Consider the following 17531-nt stretch of genomic DNA (forward strand, 5'->3'; position numbering starts at 1 on the left):
CTTCAATTTATATATCTTTTGGCCCCAGACCTAGCTGGTAGAAAAGGCCCTTACGCCGATGTCCGATATCTAACTCATTTGCCATACAGCGGACAATCTGCTCACCCCCCATAGCAGCCAACCCGAAACATAGAGTGTCGAAAAAAGCTAATGGCTCCGCCCTCGCGCCGACAAGGGTGCGCATCAGCGCGCTGACGCCGTCCGATGGGGTGTCCCCGATCTTCCTGCGCTACGCTCCGTGCAGACCGGGAGATACCCCTCCCCACCGGTCGCCCTTGCCGTTGCTACCCCGCTGCTCGCCGCGAGGCAGAGGAACAGCGGGGGCTGTTCCTCGCGGAACAAAGGGCAAAAGACCATGACCGGCAACACCAACACGGCGACCAATTTCCGCAATGCCGCGTATGCGGCAGCGGAAGAGCATCGTCTCTTTCGCTTCGAGCGGTGTCATGGAGGAAGCAAGACGATGTCCAATACTCCGTCTCTGACGCTGGAAGATGTGCGCGGTGTTCGTTTCCTCCACATAGGCGCGCATCGCTTCTGCTGCCGCTTCCGGGGTCATCAGCCGGTCCTTGAGACCGGACAGCACCCGGTCTTCCAGTTCCGGACGGCGGATGGTGGTTCTGTTGGTGCAGGAGCGATTATCCATATGGGTAGAGCAGGCGAAGCGGTCACCGCCTCGGATCGAGCAGGGGCCGCCGCACACGCCACAGAACACCAAGCCGGAGAGTAGGGATTTCGGGCGGCGCTGACCGTTAAGTCTGCTGTTGGATGCCCGGATGCCCGCGCTGATGTTCGCCCCCTTCTCGGCAATTCTGGCCTGCCGGGTACGGACGGCCTGCCACAGGTCATCATCCATGATGCGCAGTTCAGGAACGTCGGTGATGATCCATTCCGATTGCGGGTTCAGCCGCGAGACGCGCTTGCCCGTCTGTGGGTCTTTCAGATAGCGCAGCCGGTTCCAGACAAGGCCGTCCCACGTAAAGCTCGTTGTTCACAATACCGGTGCCGCGCAGGGCATTGCCCCGCAACGTGGTGTTGTTCCACTTGCCGCCCGTAGGACTGGCGATGCCTTCGTCGTTCAGGCGTCCGGCGATGGAAAGAGCGCTTCGGCCCGACGCAAACTCGCGGAAGATGCGGCGGACGATCTCGGCCTGCGCGTCGTCGATCTCGCGGTCGCCCCGGATCAGCTCGCCCCGTGCGCCCATCTGATGCACGACGCGATAACCGTAGCACAGGCCACCGCTGGACTTGCCTGCCTCAACCCGACCACGCAGGCCGCGATGGGTCTTCATGGCGAGGTCCTTGAGGAACAGGGCGTTCATCGTCCCCTTGAGGCCGACATGCAGTTCGGAGATTTCGCCTTCCGCCAGGGTGACGATGGTCACCCCCGCGAATTGCAGCCGCTTGAACAGGGTGGCGACGTCGGCCTGATCTCGGGAGACGCGGTCCAGTGCCTCCGCCAGCACGACATCGAACTGCCCAGCCTGGGCGTCGCGCAGCAGCGTCTGGATGCCGGGACGCAGGATCATGCTGGCCCCGGAGATCGCCGCGTCACGGTAGGTATCCACCACCTGCCAGCCCTCGCGTGTAGCGCGCTCTTCGCAGAGACGGAACTGGTCCTCGATCGAGGCCGCCCTCTGGTTGTCCGAAGAATAGCGGGCATAGAGCGCGACACGGGTCATGATTCTGCTCCTTCGGATTTCTCATGGTCAGCGACGTACGGCAGCACTTTTCTTCTGTCGGGCGAGGGCGACGAATTCCGCTTTGATCTTGGTAAACAGGCCGGGCGGGATAAAACCATAGGCAAAGACACCCGTCTTGCCGGGGACCGGCGACACGCCGCCGCTCGGCCATTCATCGACGTTGTGCTCCGAGACGATGACCCAGCTTGGGACATCATCCAGTCCGATCGACGCCTTGACCTTCGCCGGTATCTCGATCCCGACTGTATCCCTGGAAGGCGGCGTGTGGGTGATCGGCAGAAGCACGACATAGCGGGGCCGCAGAACACTGTCGCTGGCCGCGACGATACAGGCGGGACGGTCCTTACCCTGATCCTGTCCCCGCGCGGCTTCATGCGTCCACAGATAATCGTAACGGACCACGAGGCCCGGTTTGGGTTCGGGAAACGACACGGACGGCCCTTATTTCAGCAACTCATCAAGATGCGCATGTTCGGGGTCCATTTCAGCGCGCTCCACGGCCGCCAGCACCACGTCGGATACGTCGTCTGTCCGATGGCTTCGCTGGGCCGCCGCGCGGAGCCAGTCGTAATGATCGGCGGACAACAGCACATATTCCCGGCGACCATGACGGGTGATTTCGACCGGCTCACGTTGGGCCTGATGCTGGAACTCGCCGAATTTGCGCTGGAATTCGAGGGCGCCGACGGTGGGCATGAGCGGGGCATCCTGCTGATTGAATGATGGCACCCAAATTATACGTATAATACCTCTTTCTCAAGGATAATCTCATTCCTCACGCTCCGGCCCGGCTTCGGTGGCGGGATTGTTGTCATTGGCGATCTCGCCCAGCCACCGCTCGAATTCCTCGCGGGCGATCTGCCGTCCCAGCAGGCGCGCCAGGACGAGGATCAGTGCGTCTGTTCGCGCCTTCATGGCCGGATCGGGAGGAGCGGACTGGATATTGCTCGTGGGTTTGTTATCGTTGGCCGGAGAATTCGGTCCGGCGTTCGATATGCGGTTTTCGTCCGTCATCGTCTTGCCCTTTCCGTCTGGAGAGAACAGCAGCATCACGTGCTGAAAAACGCTGTGCAACCGAAAAAATCATGCCATTCCAATGGATTGTCGGCTTGCGTCCGTTGCTGCGTACCGGGGCGTAGTCAGGCGTACACGTGGCGGTGTTTTGTTCTTAAAACAGGCAATCACAAGTTGGTGAATAATGAATTCAGCTGCACGATTCGTTGATCCAGTGGTAAACGCAGCTTTCGCCTTCATGTGGGACGATTTGAAGCACAAACAAATAACTTCAAAGCGGACGACGTTCGCCAAGTTTGGCTGAGTGACTTTATTCCCTCAGGTAGGTATCAATGCCTGGTTAGGTCAGGATGGCCCTGACTTGCGGTTCTTTTCTGAAGACTTGATGAAGCGCCTGGCGAGCGGCAGAACGCCATGAAATAACGCGAGCAATCCGAATGTTTCGGCATAAGCCTCTGATGCGACATTAGATAGACCGACTATAGCAAGCCGTTCCCAATCGGTTGAACGTGAACTGGTTGGCCTATCGGCTTGCAATACCCCATAATGAACCAAGGTGTATTCAAAACAACTTCGAGAGACAGGTAAAATACATGGGAACCGATCGCCTTCGCCTAGCCATCGATATGGACGAAGTCATTGCCGACGCTTTTACAGCCCAGAAGTCATGGTACTGTGAGACGCATGGCTACGACTGGAACGACGAGGTTTTACAGGGACGTCATTTCAACGAGTTGGCGAACCCAGAGCATGCTGCAGAAATGGAAACCTTGCTACACAGGGGAGAATTTTTTCGCGGTCTGAATGTGATGCCGGGTGCGCAAAATGCACTCCTGACTTTATCCGAGCGTTTTGAGATTTTTATAACGACTGCGGCCATGGAATATCCGGCATCCTGCGCGGCCAAATTTGGATGGTTGCAGGAGCATTTTCCATTTATATCGCCTCTCCAAATTGTTTTTTGTGGTGATAAAAGCATTCTTGCCGCTGATTATTTAATTGATGATAACGTCCGTCATTTTTCACGTTTCAAAGGTCAGGGAATTCTATTCTCCGCGGCCCACAATCAATATGTAGACTGGACGCCACGAGTGAAGAATTGGACCGAGGCAGTATCTTTACTGGACGGACTGGCGACCCACTGACTCTCGTGTCGAACTGGGATCCGACATACCACTTTCCCCGCCTTTGTTGCTGTTGGGAAAGGTTTCACTGGCTCTTAAAACTTACCATATAAAGGTGTAACCGAGATGATTCGCGTTGCGACCATCAGCGATGCCGAGGCCGTCGCAGCGCTTACCAGGGCAGCTTACGCCAAATGGGTGCCAGTGATCGGGCGAGAACCGCTCCCGATGAAGGCAGACCACGCCGCATTCATTCGTGACCACCGGGTAGACCTTCTGTTCGCTGGTTCAGATTTGGTGGCGCTTCTCGAAACAATCCAGCATGAAAACGACATTCTGATTGAAAACGTCGCCGTTGATCCTCGCTTCCAGAAGCGTGGCTATGGAAGAAAAATGCTTGCATATGCGGAGCAACTGGCCGCCCAGGCCGGTGTAGGCATTGTCCGCCTATATACGAACTCTCTGTTCGAAGAAAATCTTCGCTTATACGCGTCACTGGGTTACGAAATCGAACGTGAAGAAGCCCGAAATGGCGGGGTGGCAATCTATCTGTTCAAGCGCGTACCCTGACGGCAGTCTTCTTATTGCCGTCATCCTCACGCCGAAGTCTGTGCCGGCGGAAGAGACCGCCGTGACGAGGAAACAGCCGTGATGCCTGACAATCCGTCCGCGCTGATCACGACGGTCGAACTGACCTGGATCGAGAAGCAGGTGGAACGCTGGCTGCGCTTCGGCCGGCCGGTCGCGGACACCATTCTGGACCGTCGCCGTCGTCTGTTGAGCTTCGCGCCCGGCAGTGTGTTCGCCTTCGTTCGCTGGGCCGCCAACGACTATGGCACGGTTGAATCGCACATCGACATCGTGCGCACGGTCGGCTCCTGCGAAGACTACCAGACCCTCCCCTGCGTGCAGCCCGGTGGCGAGATGTTGCTGCACCAGAGTTCATGGCCGCGCGTCCAGTGTGTGCTGGAAGCGATCGATACGGTCGAGGCGCAGGACATCGATCCGACCGAAGTCAGTCCCGATTACTGGCGGCATGTCCACCATCGGCTGGAGGCACGGCAACAGCCCGATGCCTACACCAAAGCGCGGCATCGGGCATGGCTGCGTCGTCGCGCGTTGCATTGACCGTCCTGCCCACGTCTGGCCTACTGACGTTTGTTCGTGCCTTTTCCTTCTCTTTCCGGCCCGCTTTCCCGTCATGCAGTCGCGTCCGTTTTGTGCCGGGACAACGCGCTGCTTCGCACCGCGAGCGGAAGGCGTCGGCTGTGCCGCCGCGTCTATTTAGGGTCGCCTTTGGCGCTCCTTCGAACAGCGCTGAGCCCCAACTGTGCAGCACGGCGGTGATGCCGATGAGACCGGCACTTACGAAGTCCCGGCGGGCGGACGGCGTTTCCGTGCCCTCGAACTGCTGGTGACACAGAAGAAACTGGCGAAGACCGCGCCCGTGCCCTGTGTCGTGCGCGAAGCCGGATCGGCCATTCTTGCCGAGGACGACTCTCTGGCCGAGAACGTCCAGCGCGTGCCCCTGCACCCGCTGGATCAGTTTCGCGCCTTTTCTCCTGTTCCGATATTGACGGTGCGGTGTCCTCAATCACCCGGCAACTCGCCCTGCGATCGGTATCGGTCGCAGGTCTTGCGACGATCATTTATTGAGGGTCGGTTATCCTTGCTGCTCACCCGTGCGGAAATGCGCCATCTAATGCATTGATACAGAAACAAAAATAAAAAAATCTGCATCCATCACGCAGAATTCCTTACTGAGTCCTGAAGCCTCAGGCGTCTTACTCATTGACGCAAATGCAAAGCATTCTCGTTTTGAGGGTGCCGTGGTGATGGATGAAATGAGGCGATGATGGAACGTGGGGATGTACCGCGCAGGACAATAAATCGGACCAGATGTGGCGTATTGATTCGTCAGCTAATGACAGGGAGCGCCTTGACCTGGTGCGCCGTTGAGCTTTGTCCATCTCCTGCAATGGCGCAAGGGACGGTGGTTCCGGTGGCAGCGCAGACCCTATCGGTGAATATCCCGGCCGGCGAACTCAACCACGCGCTGCTGACACTCAGCCAGACTGCTCATCTCCAGATTTTTTATGATATGGATAAAGTGAAGGGGCTGCATGCCAACTCCGTCTCGGGAACAATGACGGCGGATCAGGCTCTGTCCCGTATGTTGTCTGGCAGTGGCTATAGTTTTTCGAGAACTGGTAATAAAATTTCACTTGTTAAAGCTTCTGCCAACATCACGCTTGGTCCTGTCCGTGTGGGGGGCATTATTGCACATCAGGATCCAACTGGACCGGGTGTTGGATACGTTGCCGCAAACACCATGGCAGGAACTAAAACGGATACGCCGATCACAGAGATACCCAATTCTATTTATGTTATCACAAAACAACAAATATTGGATCAGCAGCCACAAAGCCTACAGGACGCGCTGAAATATACTGCGGGTGTTTACGCGGGAGCATTCGGCACTGCTTCCAATGGATCAAACACCCGACAGGCAAGGGCAATAATGCAAAGAGGGTTTAATAGCACTCAGTTTGTGGATGGACTTTTAACAAATACGCAAAGCAGCGGCGAACCATCCTTTCTTGAACGCATCGAGGCGATCAATGGCCCAACCTCCGTTATGTACGGTAAACTGACTCCCGGCGGTATGATAGCGGAAACTTTGAAGAAACCAACTGAGTCACCTCTCCATGAAGCTACACTGGGTTTTGGCAACTGGGGCCGATACCAAGCCACCTTCGATATCAGCGATAAAATAACTAATTCCGGCAGTGTCCGTTACCGTATCGCGGCCATTGGCGTCACGCAGGGCTCGCAAACAGATCATATTTCATATCACCGGGTTGGTGTCTTACCGTCAATTGCATGGGACATCGACAAGAATACATCATTAACACTTATTGGAAGCTACATGTACACGCCGGGAGACGGAACGAACTCCGGCTACTATCCGTTGCATGGAACTCTAATTACTGATGGATATAGAAAAATATCGAGGCGGAATTATTTCGGGATACCTAACTGGAATACGCAGAGCGAACGTGATGCTATGTTTGAATATCAGTTTCACCATAAATTTAACCGATATATAAATTTCAGCCAAGTTTTTAGGTATGAAAATAGCAACTATAACGCAAAAAATATATATTATAATGGAACTGGCGGTCCTAATACTATCTATGTGAAGCCAAACTGGTGGATACAAACGTACGAAACTGTTGCCTTAGACACTCGCTTGGATGGAAAGCTCAAAACGGGTCCGCTTCAACACACATGGGTCGTTGGAACGGACTTTCAACAATATCACTATACGCTGCCTTGGTGGCAAGATTATACCCAAGGTACGTCAGGAGTCCCCGTAAATATCTATAATCCTAACCCAATTTACACTCCTTGCTACAGCACAGTGGCGTCTGCCCACTGCGTTGGTATCCGCTCTTTTGCCCGAAATAATTATTTTCAGGAAGGTGTTTACTTTCAAGATCAGATAAAGTGGAAAAGACTGTCCGTCCTCTTGGGTAGCCGACAAGACTGGGTGAATTATAAGTCGTATTCAACATCGACACGATTCTCAAACGCCGGGAATCAAAGCATCGCCATTTCAAGTGGCTCTTCACCCGCTCCGGAACCGCAGAGCGCGTTCACATGGAGAGCAGGCATAATTTATAATTTCGATTTCGGCCTCACCCCTTACTTCAGCTATGGAACATCATTTATTCCGCAATACTCGACGAACTATCAGGGGCAACCCTTCGCACCATTGAAAGGACGCCAGCTTGAGGCGGGACTAAAATACAAAGTTCCCAATAAAGATATCATACTAACAGCAGCTGCCTTTCGTATCGATGAAGACCATTATTTGATTCAGGACGCGGTTCATACAAACTTTAGCTCAGATGCAGGCCGAGTCAGGTCTCAAGGTTTTGAAGTGTCGGCCAATGCAAACATTACAAAGGATCTGAGATTTATAGCTTCGTATAGCTATACGGATGTCCGATACGCCACCACGAACCAAACAGCGAAACGATTCAATCCTTACACTGGAGCACGTTATGGCGCTGCTATTTCTCAGTCTGGTATGTCTGTTCCTTATGTCCCTCGTAATATGGCATCAGGATTTTTTGACTATACATTCCCGAAAAATGTCTTTGACGGCTTCGGAGTCAACTGGGGAGCACGGTACGTCGGCTTTACATATATCGATAGCGTCGAATCCTTTAAATCCCCCGCTTATGTATTGTTTGACGTCGGAGCCCACTACGATTTCGGAAAAGCGCTTTCGTCTCTTAAAGGTTTGAAGGCACAATTGGCCATCTCTAACCTCACAAATAAATACTATACCGCATCATGTAGTACAAGCTCGTGCTACTTGGGCCAAGGGCGGCGTGTGTATGGCAACCTTACCTATAATTGGTGAAATTTCCCCACCCCGAACTACAACATCTTTTCCCTATTAGTTTCATTACCTTGCCCCTCGTTTCCATGCCAAAGTCGAGGGGCAGCTTCACTGCAATTTCCGTGGGACAAATCCCTGCAAGAAACGTGGGTTATCCCCAGCAAGATGCGAGGGGCGACCTATGCCAAAGTCGTGGGATGGTCTTGTGCAAGTTACGTGAGCTGTCACGGGAAAGCTGTTCTCCTGCCAGTTCAGATGCACATAAATGGTATGTCGATTTTTTGAGTTTTTGTTACTGAAAATTCCTTCCCAGATCGTCTTAGTAAATAAGGGCACGCCTTCTGGCGGAAGAGCAGGACGCTGTGTCCTGCCGTTGCCGACAGAAAGCGGGTTTTCCGGAAAGGAGGTCACGTGGGCGTTTATCGTTTCATCAACTGCGACTCACTCTTACACGCATTTGTGAGGATGCGGCGTTCATGACGACCCGTACCCTTCGCCGCTGGTTCGTGATCCATAAATGGACAAGCCTGGTCTGCACGCTGTTCCTGTTGGTGGTGTGCGTGACCGGGCTGCCGATGCTGTTCTCCGAGCAGATCTGGGACACATTCGTTGGTGACGATGACCCGCCTTACGCAGTGCTGCTATCCGGTACGCCGAATGCCAGCTTTGATGTCATGGTGGCGAAGGCGCGGGCGATGTTTCCCGGTCAGATTGTCACTGGTGTCAATCCGGATGATGACGAACCAGCGGTGCTCATTTCCATGGCCCCAAGCTGGCAGGCGTTAAAGGATGATGAGAAATATCCGGATCGCAATTCCAGCCACTGGATCAAGTTCGATGCCCGTACTGCAGAGGTGCTGAAGCAGTCTCCGCCTCCTGACGCTCCCAAAAAGCCCCGGACATGGACTGGGGTTATTCTCGGCACAGCGACGCGATTGCACATGAACCTGTTCGCGGGGCTGCCCGGTGCGCTGTTTATGGGTGTTATGGGAGTTCTGTTTGTCGCATCTCTAGTCTCGGGAACGGTCCTCTATGGCCGCTTTATGAAGCGGCTGCCGTTTGGGGCTGTGCGCCGGGACCGGGCAGCGCGTCTGACATGGCTGGACCTGCACAACCTGCTGGGGGTGGCCACGCTCGCCTGGGCGCTGGTTGTCGGCTTTACGGGCTTTGTCAACGAATTGCAGACACCATTGTTCGGCCTGTGGCGGATAACCGATGTCCGGCAGATCCTCAAACCTTATGCGCAGCTTCCGGTCGTATCGCAGGATCATCTGTCCTCGGTACAGGCGGCGTTCGACACGGCGGCCAAGGCGGCCCCTGGCAATGAGGTGACAGGCCTTTCTTTCCCCGGCGCACCATTTGGTAGCCCCGTGCATTACATGCTGTGGACCCATGGCGCGACACCGTTGCGCGCCCGGCTGTTCACCCCGGTTCTGGTCGATGCCCGTACGGGGGAACTGACGGGCGCGTATCCGATGCCGTGGTACCTACGCTTCCTCGAAATTTCCCGCCCTCTGCATTTCGGCGACTATGGTGGCATGCCTTTGAAAATCCTCTGGGCGCTCCTTGATGTCGTGGTGATCGTGGTTCTGGTGAGCGGTCTGGTGCTGTGGGCTGGCAAGCGCAAGATGGCGACCGATGCCCGTCTGCGCGCGCTGGGATATGATCTGGATGACGCCGAGGATGCGCCGCCGCCTGTTTTGACAGGGGAGATGGTCCGATGAGCGCCGTTTCTCCCGAGACGCCAGACTCTGTCGTGCCCGCTTCCGCACCGCGACAGCCTGTCTCGGTCTGGACTTGGCCAATTGCGCTGGGGCTCCTCACCCTTTTCGGTCTGCTGTCCGCCCTGCTGGGCCAGCATCAGGCATTCAATATCGTGAACGGTGACGTTTTCCGCTGGAAATGGCTATGGCCCCAGCTGGCGGCATGGTTTGGTTTCGAAGCTGCCCCTTATCCGGGACAGGCCGCTTCTCTGGAAGCCATGCTGTCGGGTGATGTAGAACTATGGGCGGAGATCAGTGGTCGTCATGGTCTGAAGGAGACACAGATGGGGCGCCTTGCTTCAGCCTGGCATACCGATGCCGATCTTGGACGTCCGGTGGAGTGTGTGACCGATATGAGCAAAAGCCGTCGGGCTGGCTTTACAGCGTATCAGTATACGCCGGGCTCGTTCTTTAACCTCTTACCTTTCCATCTGTTTCCTATGTGCATCCTGCGGCGTATTCCGGGCACAAAAAAAGCCACCCGATTGGGTGGCTTTTCTTCTGTCTTTTCAGACGCTTATGCTTGGTTGCGGGGCAGGATTGGTTCTCAACTTGCGGCAACCGCAAGCTGAGAATGAATCTGGTCTAATAGGCTGTTTTAATGAACTTTTTTCGGCACACGCATGATCTCTTACTGAAATAAATACCCCCTGCCCTCCTCAAGCGTGGAGCTTATGCATCCAAAGCTATGTCCGCTTCCGCCTCATTTCGGACCTCTGATAGGTAGCCAAAGATTCCGAAATCAGACATAATGTTATACTCTACCCATCGCGCAGCCTGTCTCTCTGGGTATATATCGATAGATATTTAATTAAGGGAAAAAAGATGAACCGGAACCTCACTCAAGAACAGATGCGGCGTGAGCTTGATGAGGATGTAAAGCGTCGATATCCGACTCTTCCTAATTTTTATTCCTCTATCACCGGGAAACCAGGTCAATACGTAGCTGAAGTCACATTCCAAAGTGGATCTCACACATTAAGTGCGCTTTACGAATATCGCGGAGGTGGATGGTATATGACTCGAGATTGGAACGACTAATAAAAATGACTGCTTTCCTAGGCACGCCACCTGTCTTTTTAAAATATCGGGTAGACAGGTGGCGGTTGCGCTCATTTAGGATGCAATAAGCGTTGATTTATATACCGAAAACAGGAAAAGAAAATATTTTTATATGCTGCATATATAATTGGCATATGAATAACCTCATTTTATTATATTAATAATATTTGATTTAATTGAATTTATAAAATAACTTTCCGCGATAGAGTTCGGAAAAACATTGTATAAATAAATACATTGGTGTGCTTTAAGAAGATCGATAGCGGATTTATTTTCTTTCGAACTCGTTACTAATCGAATTCTGATATTGGGAAATTCGGCCTTCAACCCAACGACAGAGCGAGCTATTCCTAATGAAGCTGGATCTTTCCGATAAAACTTAGCTTCTATATGCAATTTAGTGCTGGCGCATTCAGGCATCCGTGATGAGACTGGAGATGAGCGACCTATATTGGCAGACAGACGAGCATATGGCCCGTCTGCGGCCCTTCTTTCCAAAGAGCCATGGCCGCCCTCGGGTGGACGGTCGCCGTGTGTTGAGTGGGATCATTTTCGTTAACCGCAATGGCCTGCGTTGGCGGGATGCGCCACGGGGTCTTCGCCCGGATGATGGATGGCCTGGCATCCGGGAAAGCAGAGCCCCAGACCACCATGATCGATGCGACCTATCTCAAGGCGTACCGCATGGCCTCAAGCCTTCGGGTAAAAAAGGGGATCCGGGGCGGCTGATCGGATGCACCAAAGGTGGCATGAACACGAAGCTTCATGCAGTCACAGATCGGAATGGACGTCCGCTCAGCTTCTTCATGACTGATGGGCAAATCAGTGATTACACCGGTGCTGGTGCCTTGCTAGACAGTCTCCCCATGGCGAAATGGCTTCTGGCTGATCGTGTTTACGACGCCAACTGGTTCAGGGATACCCTGAAAGAAAGAGGGATAAGGCCCCGCATTCCAGGTCGGAAATCCCGTGGAAAACCCATCAGATACGACAGGAGCCCAACAGTCTTCTTCTCTGTCATCTGCCTCGCAGCTACCGTCATGTTCTGGCTACTAAGTCCTGAGCCTACTCACAGCGCCCGAAAGCGGACCGGCAATTTTCTCCCCCCATTCCGGTCATCACGATCATACTGGCGTAAGCAGATGGGATATGGCCTGAATAGGCTCCAGTCCGTGACCAAAGCGCTCGATTGCCTTACGGTCCTTCTCCAGCGCTCCATAAGGCAAATATCGGACTTTCAGATCGGCTATTCTACTGAAGGCCGGCCGCCTCAACTGATCCCGCACATCAGCTTCCCGCTTGTCTGGTGCCACAAGAAACAGTCCTTCAATCCGGCGCGTTTTTGTTGGAGTTCACGTTCACATGATGGAGCCGATCCAGTTTTTTATTTCGTCCGGTGGTTTGTGGTTACATCATCCGTTAGCGACGAACATCGCGGATGCATACGCTGCCTTGAGCTGACTGTTCAGGAATGGGCATCCAGCCATGCGCTGATTTTGGCCACGACCTGATCTTCTATGCCGAAATAGCCATGTGGTGTCAGGGAGCCGCAGTCCTTCCTGGATCTGGTGATCCCACCTGAGACCATGAGAACATGTACGTCCTTGCTGGATGTCATCGACGCTGCAATCTTCTGCGCATTCTGTGGTGGCGCGACAGTGCACGCATCATCTCGATTGGCGACGATAAGGACGGGAACACGGACCTGTTGCGGGTCAGCGCTGAAAACTGTTTCGCCGCTGCCACCCATGACGGAAACGGATTCAGTAAGTACAACACCAGCGATGCTACCGGGGCGGGCATGGGCAGCACCATTCACGGCCGCGATTGATCCCTGGCTCGTGCCTAGCAGGAAAACAGGGCCTGTTTCCTGCTGGTGCGCGTAAGTGATCAGATCCTCGACAAGACGGGCATAGGCCGGGGAACTCCGTTCTCCCCGAAGATTGGTGCGATTGATCGTGTCCGGGATGAGAACCGTATAGCCCTGCCTGTTCCAGAGACCGCGTGTCCGGACGACAAAATTGTGCCCATGTTCAAGATTACCGTCTTTTTCAAGGCCGATGTCACCAGCGCCTCCGGGGAGCATGATGAGGGTTCCCCGTGGGGTGGACGGAGCGGAGATGAGCACTCTCAGCTGGCTTCCATCGCCGAGAGACAGGTCGACACTCCGCTCTGCCTGATTTTGCTCGGAAATGGCGGGAATGTCCTGGCGATGGTGGTCACGCGCGAAGGCTGGTGTGAGCAAAAATGCCGGAGCCAGCAAAACAGTAAGGCGTTTCAAGGGGAATGTGCTCCACATGGTGGCCTCATTGGTCATAATGCTGAGAAGATGATGTGCTGGCAGGTTTGAACAGTTCCGCCAGCCAGTCGATGAAGACGCGTAAGCGCGGAGACATTTGCCGGTTATGCGGATAAAGCAGCGAGACCGGGGAGGGGAGCGGTGGAAACCTGCTCAGTACCTGCACCAGGGCACCGGACCGGATGGCGTGCTCTGCATGATAGTGCGGAATCTGGATGAGACCTAACCCCATCCGTGCGGCTGCAATATAGCTCTCCGCTGCGTTGACGGCGATAGGAAACGGCAGTGTGACGTTCCGGGACGTTCCATCAATCACGAACTCCAGCGGCAGGATCCTGCCGCGCAGGCTTGACTGGAAACAGACCATGGCATGACCTTCGGGCAGATCGTCCGGATGTGTCGGGATGCCGTGGGATTCCAGATAGGCCGGGGATGCAAGCGTCACTTCATGCAGGGTGGCCAGATGCCGGACCATCATGTCACTGTTCCGCAATTCCCCAACCCGCAGAACGCAGTCCATGCCCTCACGCACTGGATCGACCAGACGGTCGCCTTCACTCATATGCAGCACGATATCAGGGTAGGCCGCGAAAAATGCGGGTAGGGCAGGCATGATGAAGTGACGGGCCAGAGTGCCGTGAACGTCGATCCGCAATGTTCCTCTGGGTTTGACAGCGCTAAAACCCCTCTCTGACTCTTCGATTTCCGCGACGATATGATGGCAGCGACGATAATAGACTTCGCCTTCGGGGGTCGGACTGACCTGACGTGTCGTGCGGTGCAGAAGGCGCGCGCCCAGTCGCTTTTCCAGAGCTTTGATGACGTCGGTTGCCGTCGAGCGCGGCAGGTTCATGTCTTGGGCGGCCTGCGTGAAGCTTTCGCGCTCCACGATGCGCATGAACAGTCGCATGATATCAGCCGGTCCATCACTATTCTCTATTTCCGGATAATCTATCCGGATTGTGCGGGATTATCCGGGCGATGAAAAGGGGCACTGTCACGCCAAGGCCAGATAGGGTCACACGCAAAAGGAAAATGGACATGACACAGAATAGAAAAGTCGCGATCGTCACGGGGTCATCGCGTGGCATTGGCGCCATGACGGCCCGAAGGCTCGCAGCCGCCGGACAGTGCGTCTATGCCGGCGTGCGGGACATCGCGGGGAAAGGTGCGGCGGCTGTAAAAGAGGCTGCCAGCTTTGCGCTGGAGTATTCTTGAGTCCAATAAATACAGCTATATTTGGTTGTATTTACTTCAGAGACTGTTTGGAATGGTAAGTCCGACAAGATATTGGAATAATGAAAGTTTTTGGTGAAGCTTTTTTCAAAAAGCTTCGAAAGACGTCGCCTTTCTCGATCGAAAGGCAACATTATTTTCCAGATCCCATATGCAAATATTTCCCGGATAAATACATGTGCGTTATTGATAATTTTAACGGTATTTATAAATATAGTATTACAATATCGTGGAATTTATATCTGATCGAATTCTGGTTTCATGATGTTTGGTATCATAAAAAATAATGCATTATTCCGCTCATGATTGCCTATCATGATGGCGAAAAAGTTTTGCGATAATGCGGGTGCATCCCATGACAGGAATAAAAAGACAGGAACTCCTGACGGCGATCGGTATCCGGTTGCCGATTTTCCAGGCACCTATGGCGGGTGTTTCTTCCCCCGCACTGGCGGCTGCCGTATCCGGGGCCGGGGGATTGGGTGCCCTGGGATTGGGGGCATCGAATGTCGAAGCGGCAGCGCATATGATCTCTGAATTAAAGGAACGTACCAACTGTCCGTTTAATTTAAATGTTTTCTGCCATCAGCCATCGACCCGATCTTTGGAGGTCGAAGAAAAATGGATCGAACGCTTCCAGGAACATTTTATGATGGAGGGCGGTACGTCACCTTCCATGTTACGGGAGATTTATCGAAGTTTCGTTGCCAATGAAGAAATGATGCGACTTCTTCTGGCTGTACGGCCCAGGGTTGTCAGCTTCCATTTTGGCTTGCCTGCAGTGGATGTGATTCAGGCCCTGCGCGCTGCCGGGATTATATTGCTCTGTTCCGTGACGGATCTTGCCGAAGCACAGACTGCCGTGGCGGCGGGTGTGCATGCCCTGATTGCACAGGGTTACGAGGCTGGTGGACATCGCGGAATTTTTGATCCCTCACACCCTGATGATCAACTGACTACAGCAGCCCTAACCCAAATTCTCACCCGGTCTCTTGATGTTCCTGTTATCGCGGCAGGCGGGATCATGAATGGGGAAGGAATCGCTGCGATCATGAAACTGGGGGCTGCTGCTGCCCAACTGGGAACAGCTTTTATCGCCTGTGATGAATCGCTGGCTGATGATGCTTATCGTGCCGCGCTGGTCGGTAATGCAGGGTATCATACGGTGATGACATCGGTTATTTCCGGTCGCCCCGCACGCTGTCTGGCAAATCGTTATACTGAGGTCGGTCGCACAATCCATATTGATGAAGTGCCGGCATATCCTGTGGCGTACGACCTTGCAAAGGCGCTTAACGCGGCGGCGAAGCGGAATAACCGGACAGATTATGGGGCGCAATGGGCCGGACAGGGGGCACCGTTGGCCCGCCGCATGCCTGCGGGTGAGTTGATGCGTACCCTTGTCAACGAACTGGAACTGGCCACTGGTTAAAAGCTAATTATTTATCAAGAGGAATAAAAAAAACACCCATCATTGGAACGTAGGTGATTGGCGTCCTGAACATGGTCGATGAACCGGGACAAGGCATTTGATATATAGGTACTGGTACGGCGAATGAAAACCGTTTCCACGGATGCCATACTGGCAGGAAGGCTATGTGCCGTCAGCATCCATCGTGCAGTGATCATGGGCAGCATTGATCGGGGCACGATACTTATGCCAAGACCCGCAGCCACACAGCTGAAAATGGCTTCAAAGGTTCCGAACTCATTTATTCTTGCGATGGAAATTCCCTTATTTATTAAAATATCTTCCAATTTTTGGCGATAGGAACATCCCAGACGCAGCACGAAAATGGATGTTTCGCCCAATGCGACGATTTGCGCCAGATCCTTGATGTGCGGGCCGCTCAAAAGAACCAGTTCTTCCGCATGGATCCGTTCGGTGTGCAGGCGGGGATGGGCGATCGGGCCACAGACGAACGCACCATCCAGTTTCTGTTCCAGCACATCCCGGGTCAGTTCCGTCGTCGTGCCGGTGCGGAGTGCCAGATCCACTTTGGGAAAATCTTTGGCATAGTTACTGAGGATATCAGGAAGGTAGAGTGCCGTGGTGGTTTCCATTGCACCAATGATAAGCTTGCCCTGGGGCGTACCATCATCATGTACGACGGTCCGGATGCTCCCAAGCAGGGTATTAATCTGTTCCGCAATGGGTATCAGCTTGCGGCCTGCTGATGTCAGTTCCACGCCGCGTGTGTGGCGGGTGAACAGTTGCACACCCAGTTCGACTTCCAGCCGCTGAATCCGTGATGTAACGTTTGATTGAACGGTATTGAGCTGCTCTGCTGCCTTTCCAATGCCACCTGTTGTGGCAACAGCCATAAAGAATTGAAGATCGCCGCTATTCACGTCATCTCTCCCGCAGATGTTTAATATCTGAACATCAGCATGTTTTTTTATCAATTCATCTTATATAGAGATTCCTGGAAATATATAGGGATTATCTAAAAGATTGTTTGAAAACAAATAATTGATAAAAACAGGAAAAGTTTTTGGGTGCCGCCTTTTTCAAAAAGGCGGCGTCTTTCGAAGCTTTTTGGAAAATATTTACTAAAAACTTTATAATTTTGGTATGTTGTCGCGCCTGACTTTTCAAGCTGCCTCTAATAAACATCGCCGTACTGTGCCGGTGGCCCTGATGTTGTTTCTGCGGAAAAACTGACGATGCAGAAATCATGCGGCAATGAACGCGCATGTGGCATTATGACTGGTCAATGATGATAATATGGGCATTTCAGAAAATTACTTTCTTTTCATGGATCAAGTAGGAAAATATTATTCTGCGAAAGTGACATACTTGGAGACCGCACGTTTTTGAGAGCAGCTTTCTGGCGCTGCCGGGAAAGTGTAAATTCTTGTATGCCGCATGATGTTTCTGGGGCACAGTTATTGTTTTATATATAATCGGTAATA

13 protein-coding genes and 5 pseudogenes are annotated in these 17531 nt (G+C 53.4%); 10 read left to right on the forward strand and 8 right to left on the reverse strand.

The window, feature by feature from the left end:
* Positions 1–496: 496 nt before the first annotated feature.
* From IFJ82_RS01705 to IFJ82_RS01720, 4 genes and pseudogenes are all read right to left on the reverse strand, one after another.
* Positions 497–1682 (reverse strand): annotated as a pseudogene (locus IFJ82_RS01705) (recombinase family protein); the annotation flags it as partial.
* Between the two features lie 27 nt (positions 1683–1709).
* Positions 1710–2135 (reverse strand): hypothetical protein, encoded by a 426-nt coding sequence (locus IFJ82_RS01710; RefSeq protein ID WP_192265395.1) that lies wholly within the window; start codon positions 2133–2135, stop codon positions 1710–1712.
* Between the two features lie 9 nt (positions 2136–2144).
* On the reverse strand, positions 2145–2399 hold the full coding sequence (locus IFJ82_RS01715; protein ID WP_192265396.1) for a type II toxin-antitoxin system prevent-host-death family antitoxin: 255 nt from the start codon (positions 2397–2399) through the stop codon (positions 2145–2147).
* A 72-nt stretch (positions 2400–2471) separates the two neighbouring features.
* A complete protein-coding gene (locus IFJ82_RS01720) occupies positions 2472–2717 on the reverse strand; it encodes a hypothetical protein (RefSeq protein WP_192266614.1) in 246 nt (81 codons plus the stop codon).
* A gap of 593 nt (positions 2718–3310) precedes the next feature.
* Between IFJ82_RS01720 and IFJ82_RS01725 the strand changes: the two genes are divergently transcribed.
* From IFJ82_RS01725 to IFJ82_RS01760, 8 genes and pseudogenes are all read left to right on the forward strand, one after another.
* Positions 3311–3862, forward strand: a complete 552-nt coding sequence (locus IFJ82_RS01725; RefSeq protein ID WP_192265397.1) for a 5' nucleotidase, NT5C type — start codon at positions 3311–3313, stop codon at positions 3860–3862.
* A 105-nt stretch (positions 3863–3967) separates the two neighbouring features.
* Positions 3968–4411 (forward strand): GNAT family N-acetyltransferase, encoded by a 444-nt coding sequence (locus IFJ82_RS01730; protein ID WP_192265398.1) that lies wholly within the window; start codon positions 3968–3970, stop codon positions 4409–4411.
* A gap of 81 nt (positions 4412–4492) precedes the next feature.
* On the forward strand, positions 4493–4969 hold the full coding sequence (locus IFJ82_RS01735) for a DUF2840 domain-containing protein (protein ID WP_192265399.1): 477 nt from the start codon (positions 4493–4495) through the stop codon (positions 4967–4969).
* 214 nt (positions 4970–5183) lie between these two features.
* Positions 5184–5399: pseudogene (locus IFJ82_RS01740) on the forward strand (ParB/Srx family N-terminal domain-containing protein); the annotation flags it as partial.
* A 381-nt stretch (positions 5400–5780) separates the two neighbouring features.
* A complete protein-coding gene (locus IFJ82_RS01745; protein WP_225578732.1) occupies positions 5781–8276 on the forward strand; it encodes a TonB-dependent siderophore receptor in 2496 nt (831 codons plus the stop codon).
* A gap of 455 nt (positions 8277–8731) precedes the next feature.
* Entirely contained in the window at positions 8732–9979 is a 1248-nt protein-coding gene (locus IFJ82_RS01750) for a PepSY-associated TM helix domain-containing protein (RefSeq protein WP_192265400.1), read from the forward strand.
* Positions 9980–10107: 128 nt separating this feature from the next.
* A pseudogene (locus tag IFJ82_RS01755) lies at positions 10108–10437 on the forward strand (NAD-dependent dehydratase); the annotation flags it as partial.
* Positions 10438–11517: 1080 nt separating this feature from the next.
* Positions 11518–12132, forward strand: a pseudogene (locus IFJ82_RS01760) (IS5 family transposase); the annotation flags it as partial.
* Positions 12133–12204: 72 nt separating this feature from the next.
* Here IFJ82_RS01760 and IFJ82_RS15935 read toward each other — a convergent pair.
* From IFJ82_RS15935 to IFJ82_RS01770, 3 genes and pseudogenes are all read right to left on the reverse strand, one after another.
* A pseudogene (locus IFJ82_RS15935) lies at positions 12205–12411 on the reverse strand (type II restriction endonuclease); the annotation flags it as partial.
* Between the two features lie 134 nt (positions 12412–12545).
* Positions 12546–13361, reverse strand: coding sequence for an alpha/beta hydrolase (locus IFJ82_RS01765; RefSeq protein ID WP_225578733.1), 816 nt, complete (start codon positions 13359–13361; stop codon positions 12546–12548).
* A 25-nt stretch (positions 13362–13386) separates the two neighbouring features.
* On the reverse strand, positions 13387–14277 hold the full coding sequence (locus tag IFJ82_RS01770) for a LysR family transcriptional regulator (RefSeq protein ID WP_239026120.1): 891 nt from the start codon (positions 14275–14277) through the stop codon (positions 13387–13389).
* A gap of 143 nt (positions 14278–14420) precedes the next feature.
* On the opposite strand from IFJ82_RS01770, the gene IFJ82_RS01775 reads away from it, so the two are divergent.
* Both IFJ82_RS01775 and IFJ82_RS01780 read left to right on the forward strand, forming a co-directional pair.
* A complete protein-coding gene (locus IFJ82_RS01775; RefSeq protein ID WP_192265402.1) occupies positions 14421–14597 on the forward strand; it encodes an SDR family NAD(P)-dependent oxidoreductase in 177 nt (58 codons plus the stop codon).
* Positions 14598–14970: 373 nt separating this feature from the next.
* On the forward strand, positions 14971–16047 hold the full coding sequence (locus tag IFJ82_RS01780) for an NAD(P)H-dependent flavin oxidoreductase (protein WP_075632164.1): 1077 nt from the start codon (positions 14971–14973) through the stop codon (positions 16045–16047).
* 14 nt (positions 16048–16061) lie between these two features.
* Here IFJ82_RS01780 and IFJ82_RS01785 read toward each other — a convergent pair whose 3' ends face one another.
* Positions 16062–16967 (reverse strand): LysR family transcriptional regulator, encoded by a 906-nt coding sequence (locus tag IFJ82_RS01785; protein ID WP_225578734.1) that lies wholly within the window; start codon positions 16965–16967, stop codon positions 16062–16064.
* Positions 16968–17531: the final 564 nt, after the last annotated feature.

The organism is Novacetimonas hansenii (assembly GCF_014843995.1).
GTDB lineage: Bacteria > Pseudomonadota > Alphaproteobacteria > Acetobacterales > Acetobacteraceae > Novacetimonas > Novacetimonas hansenii.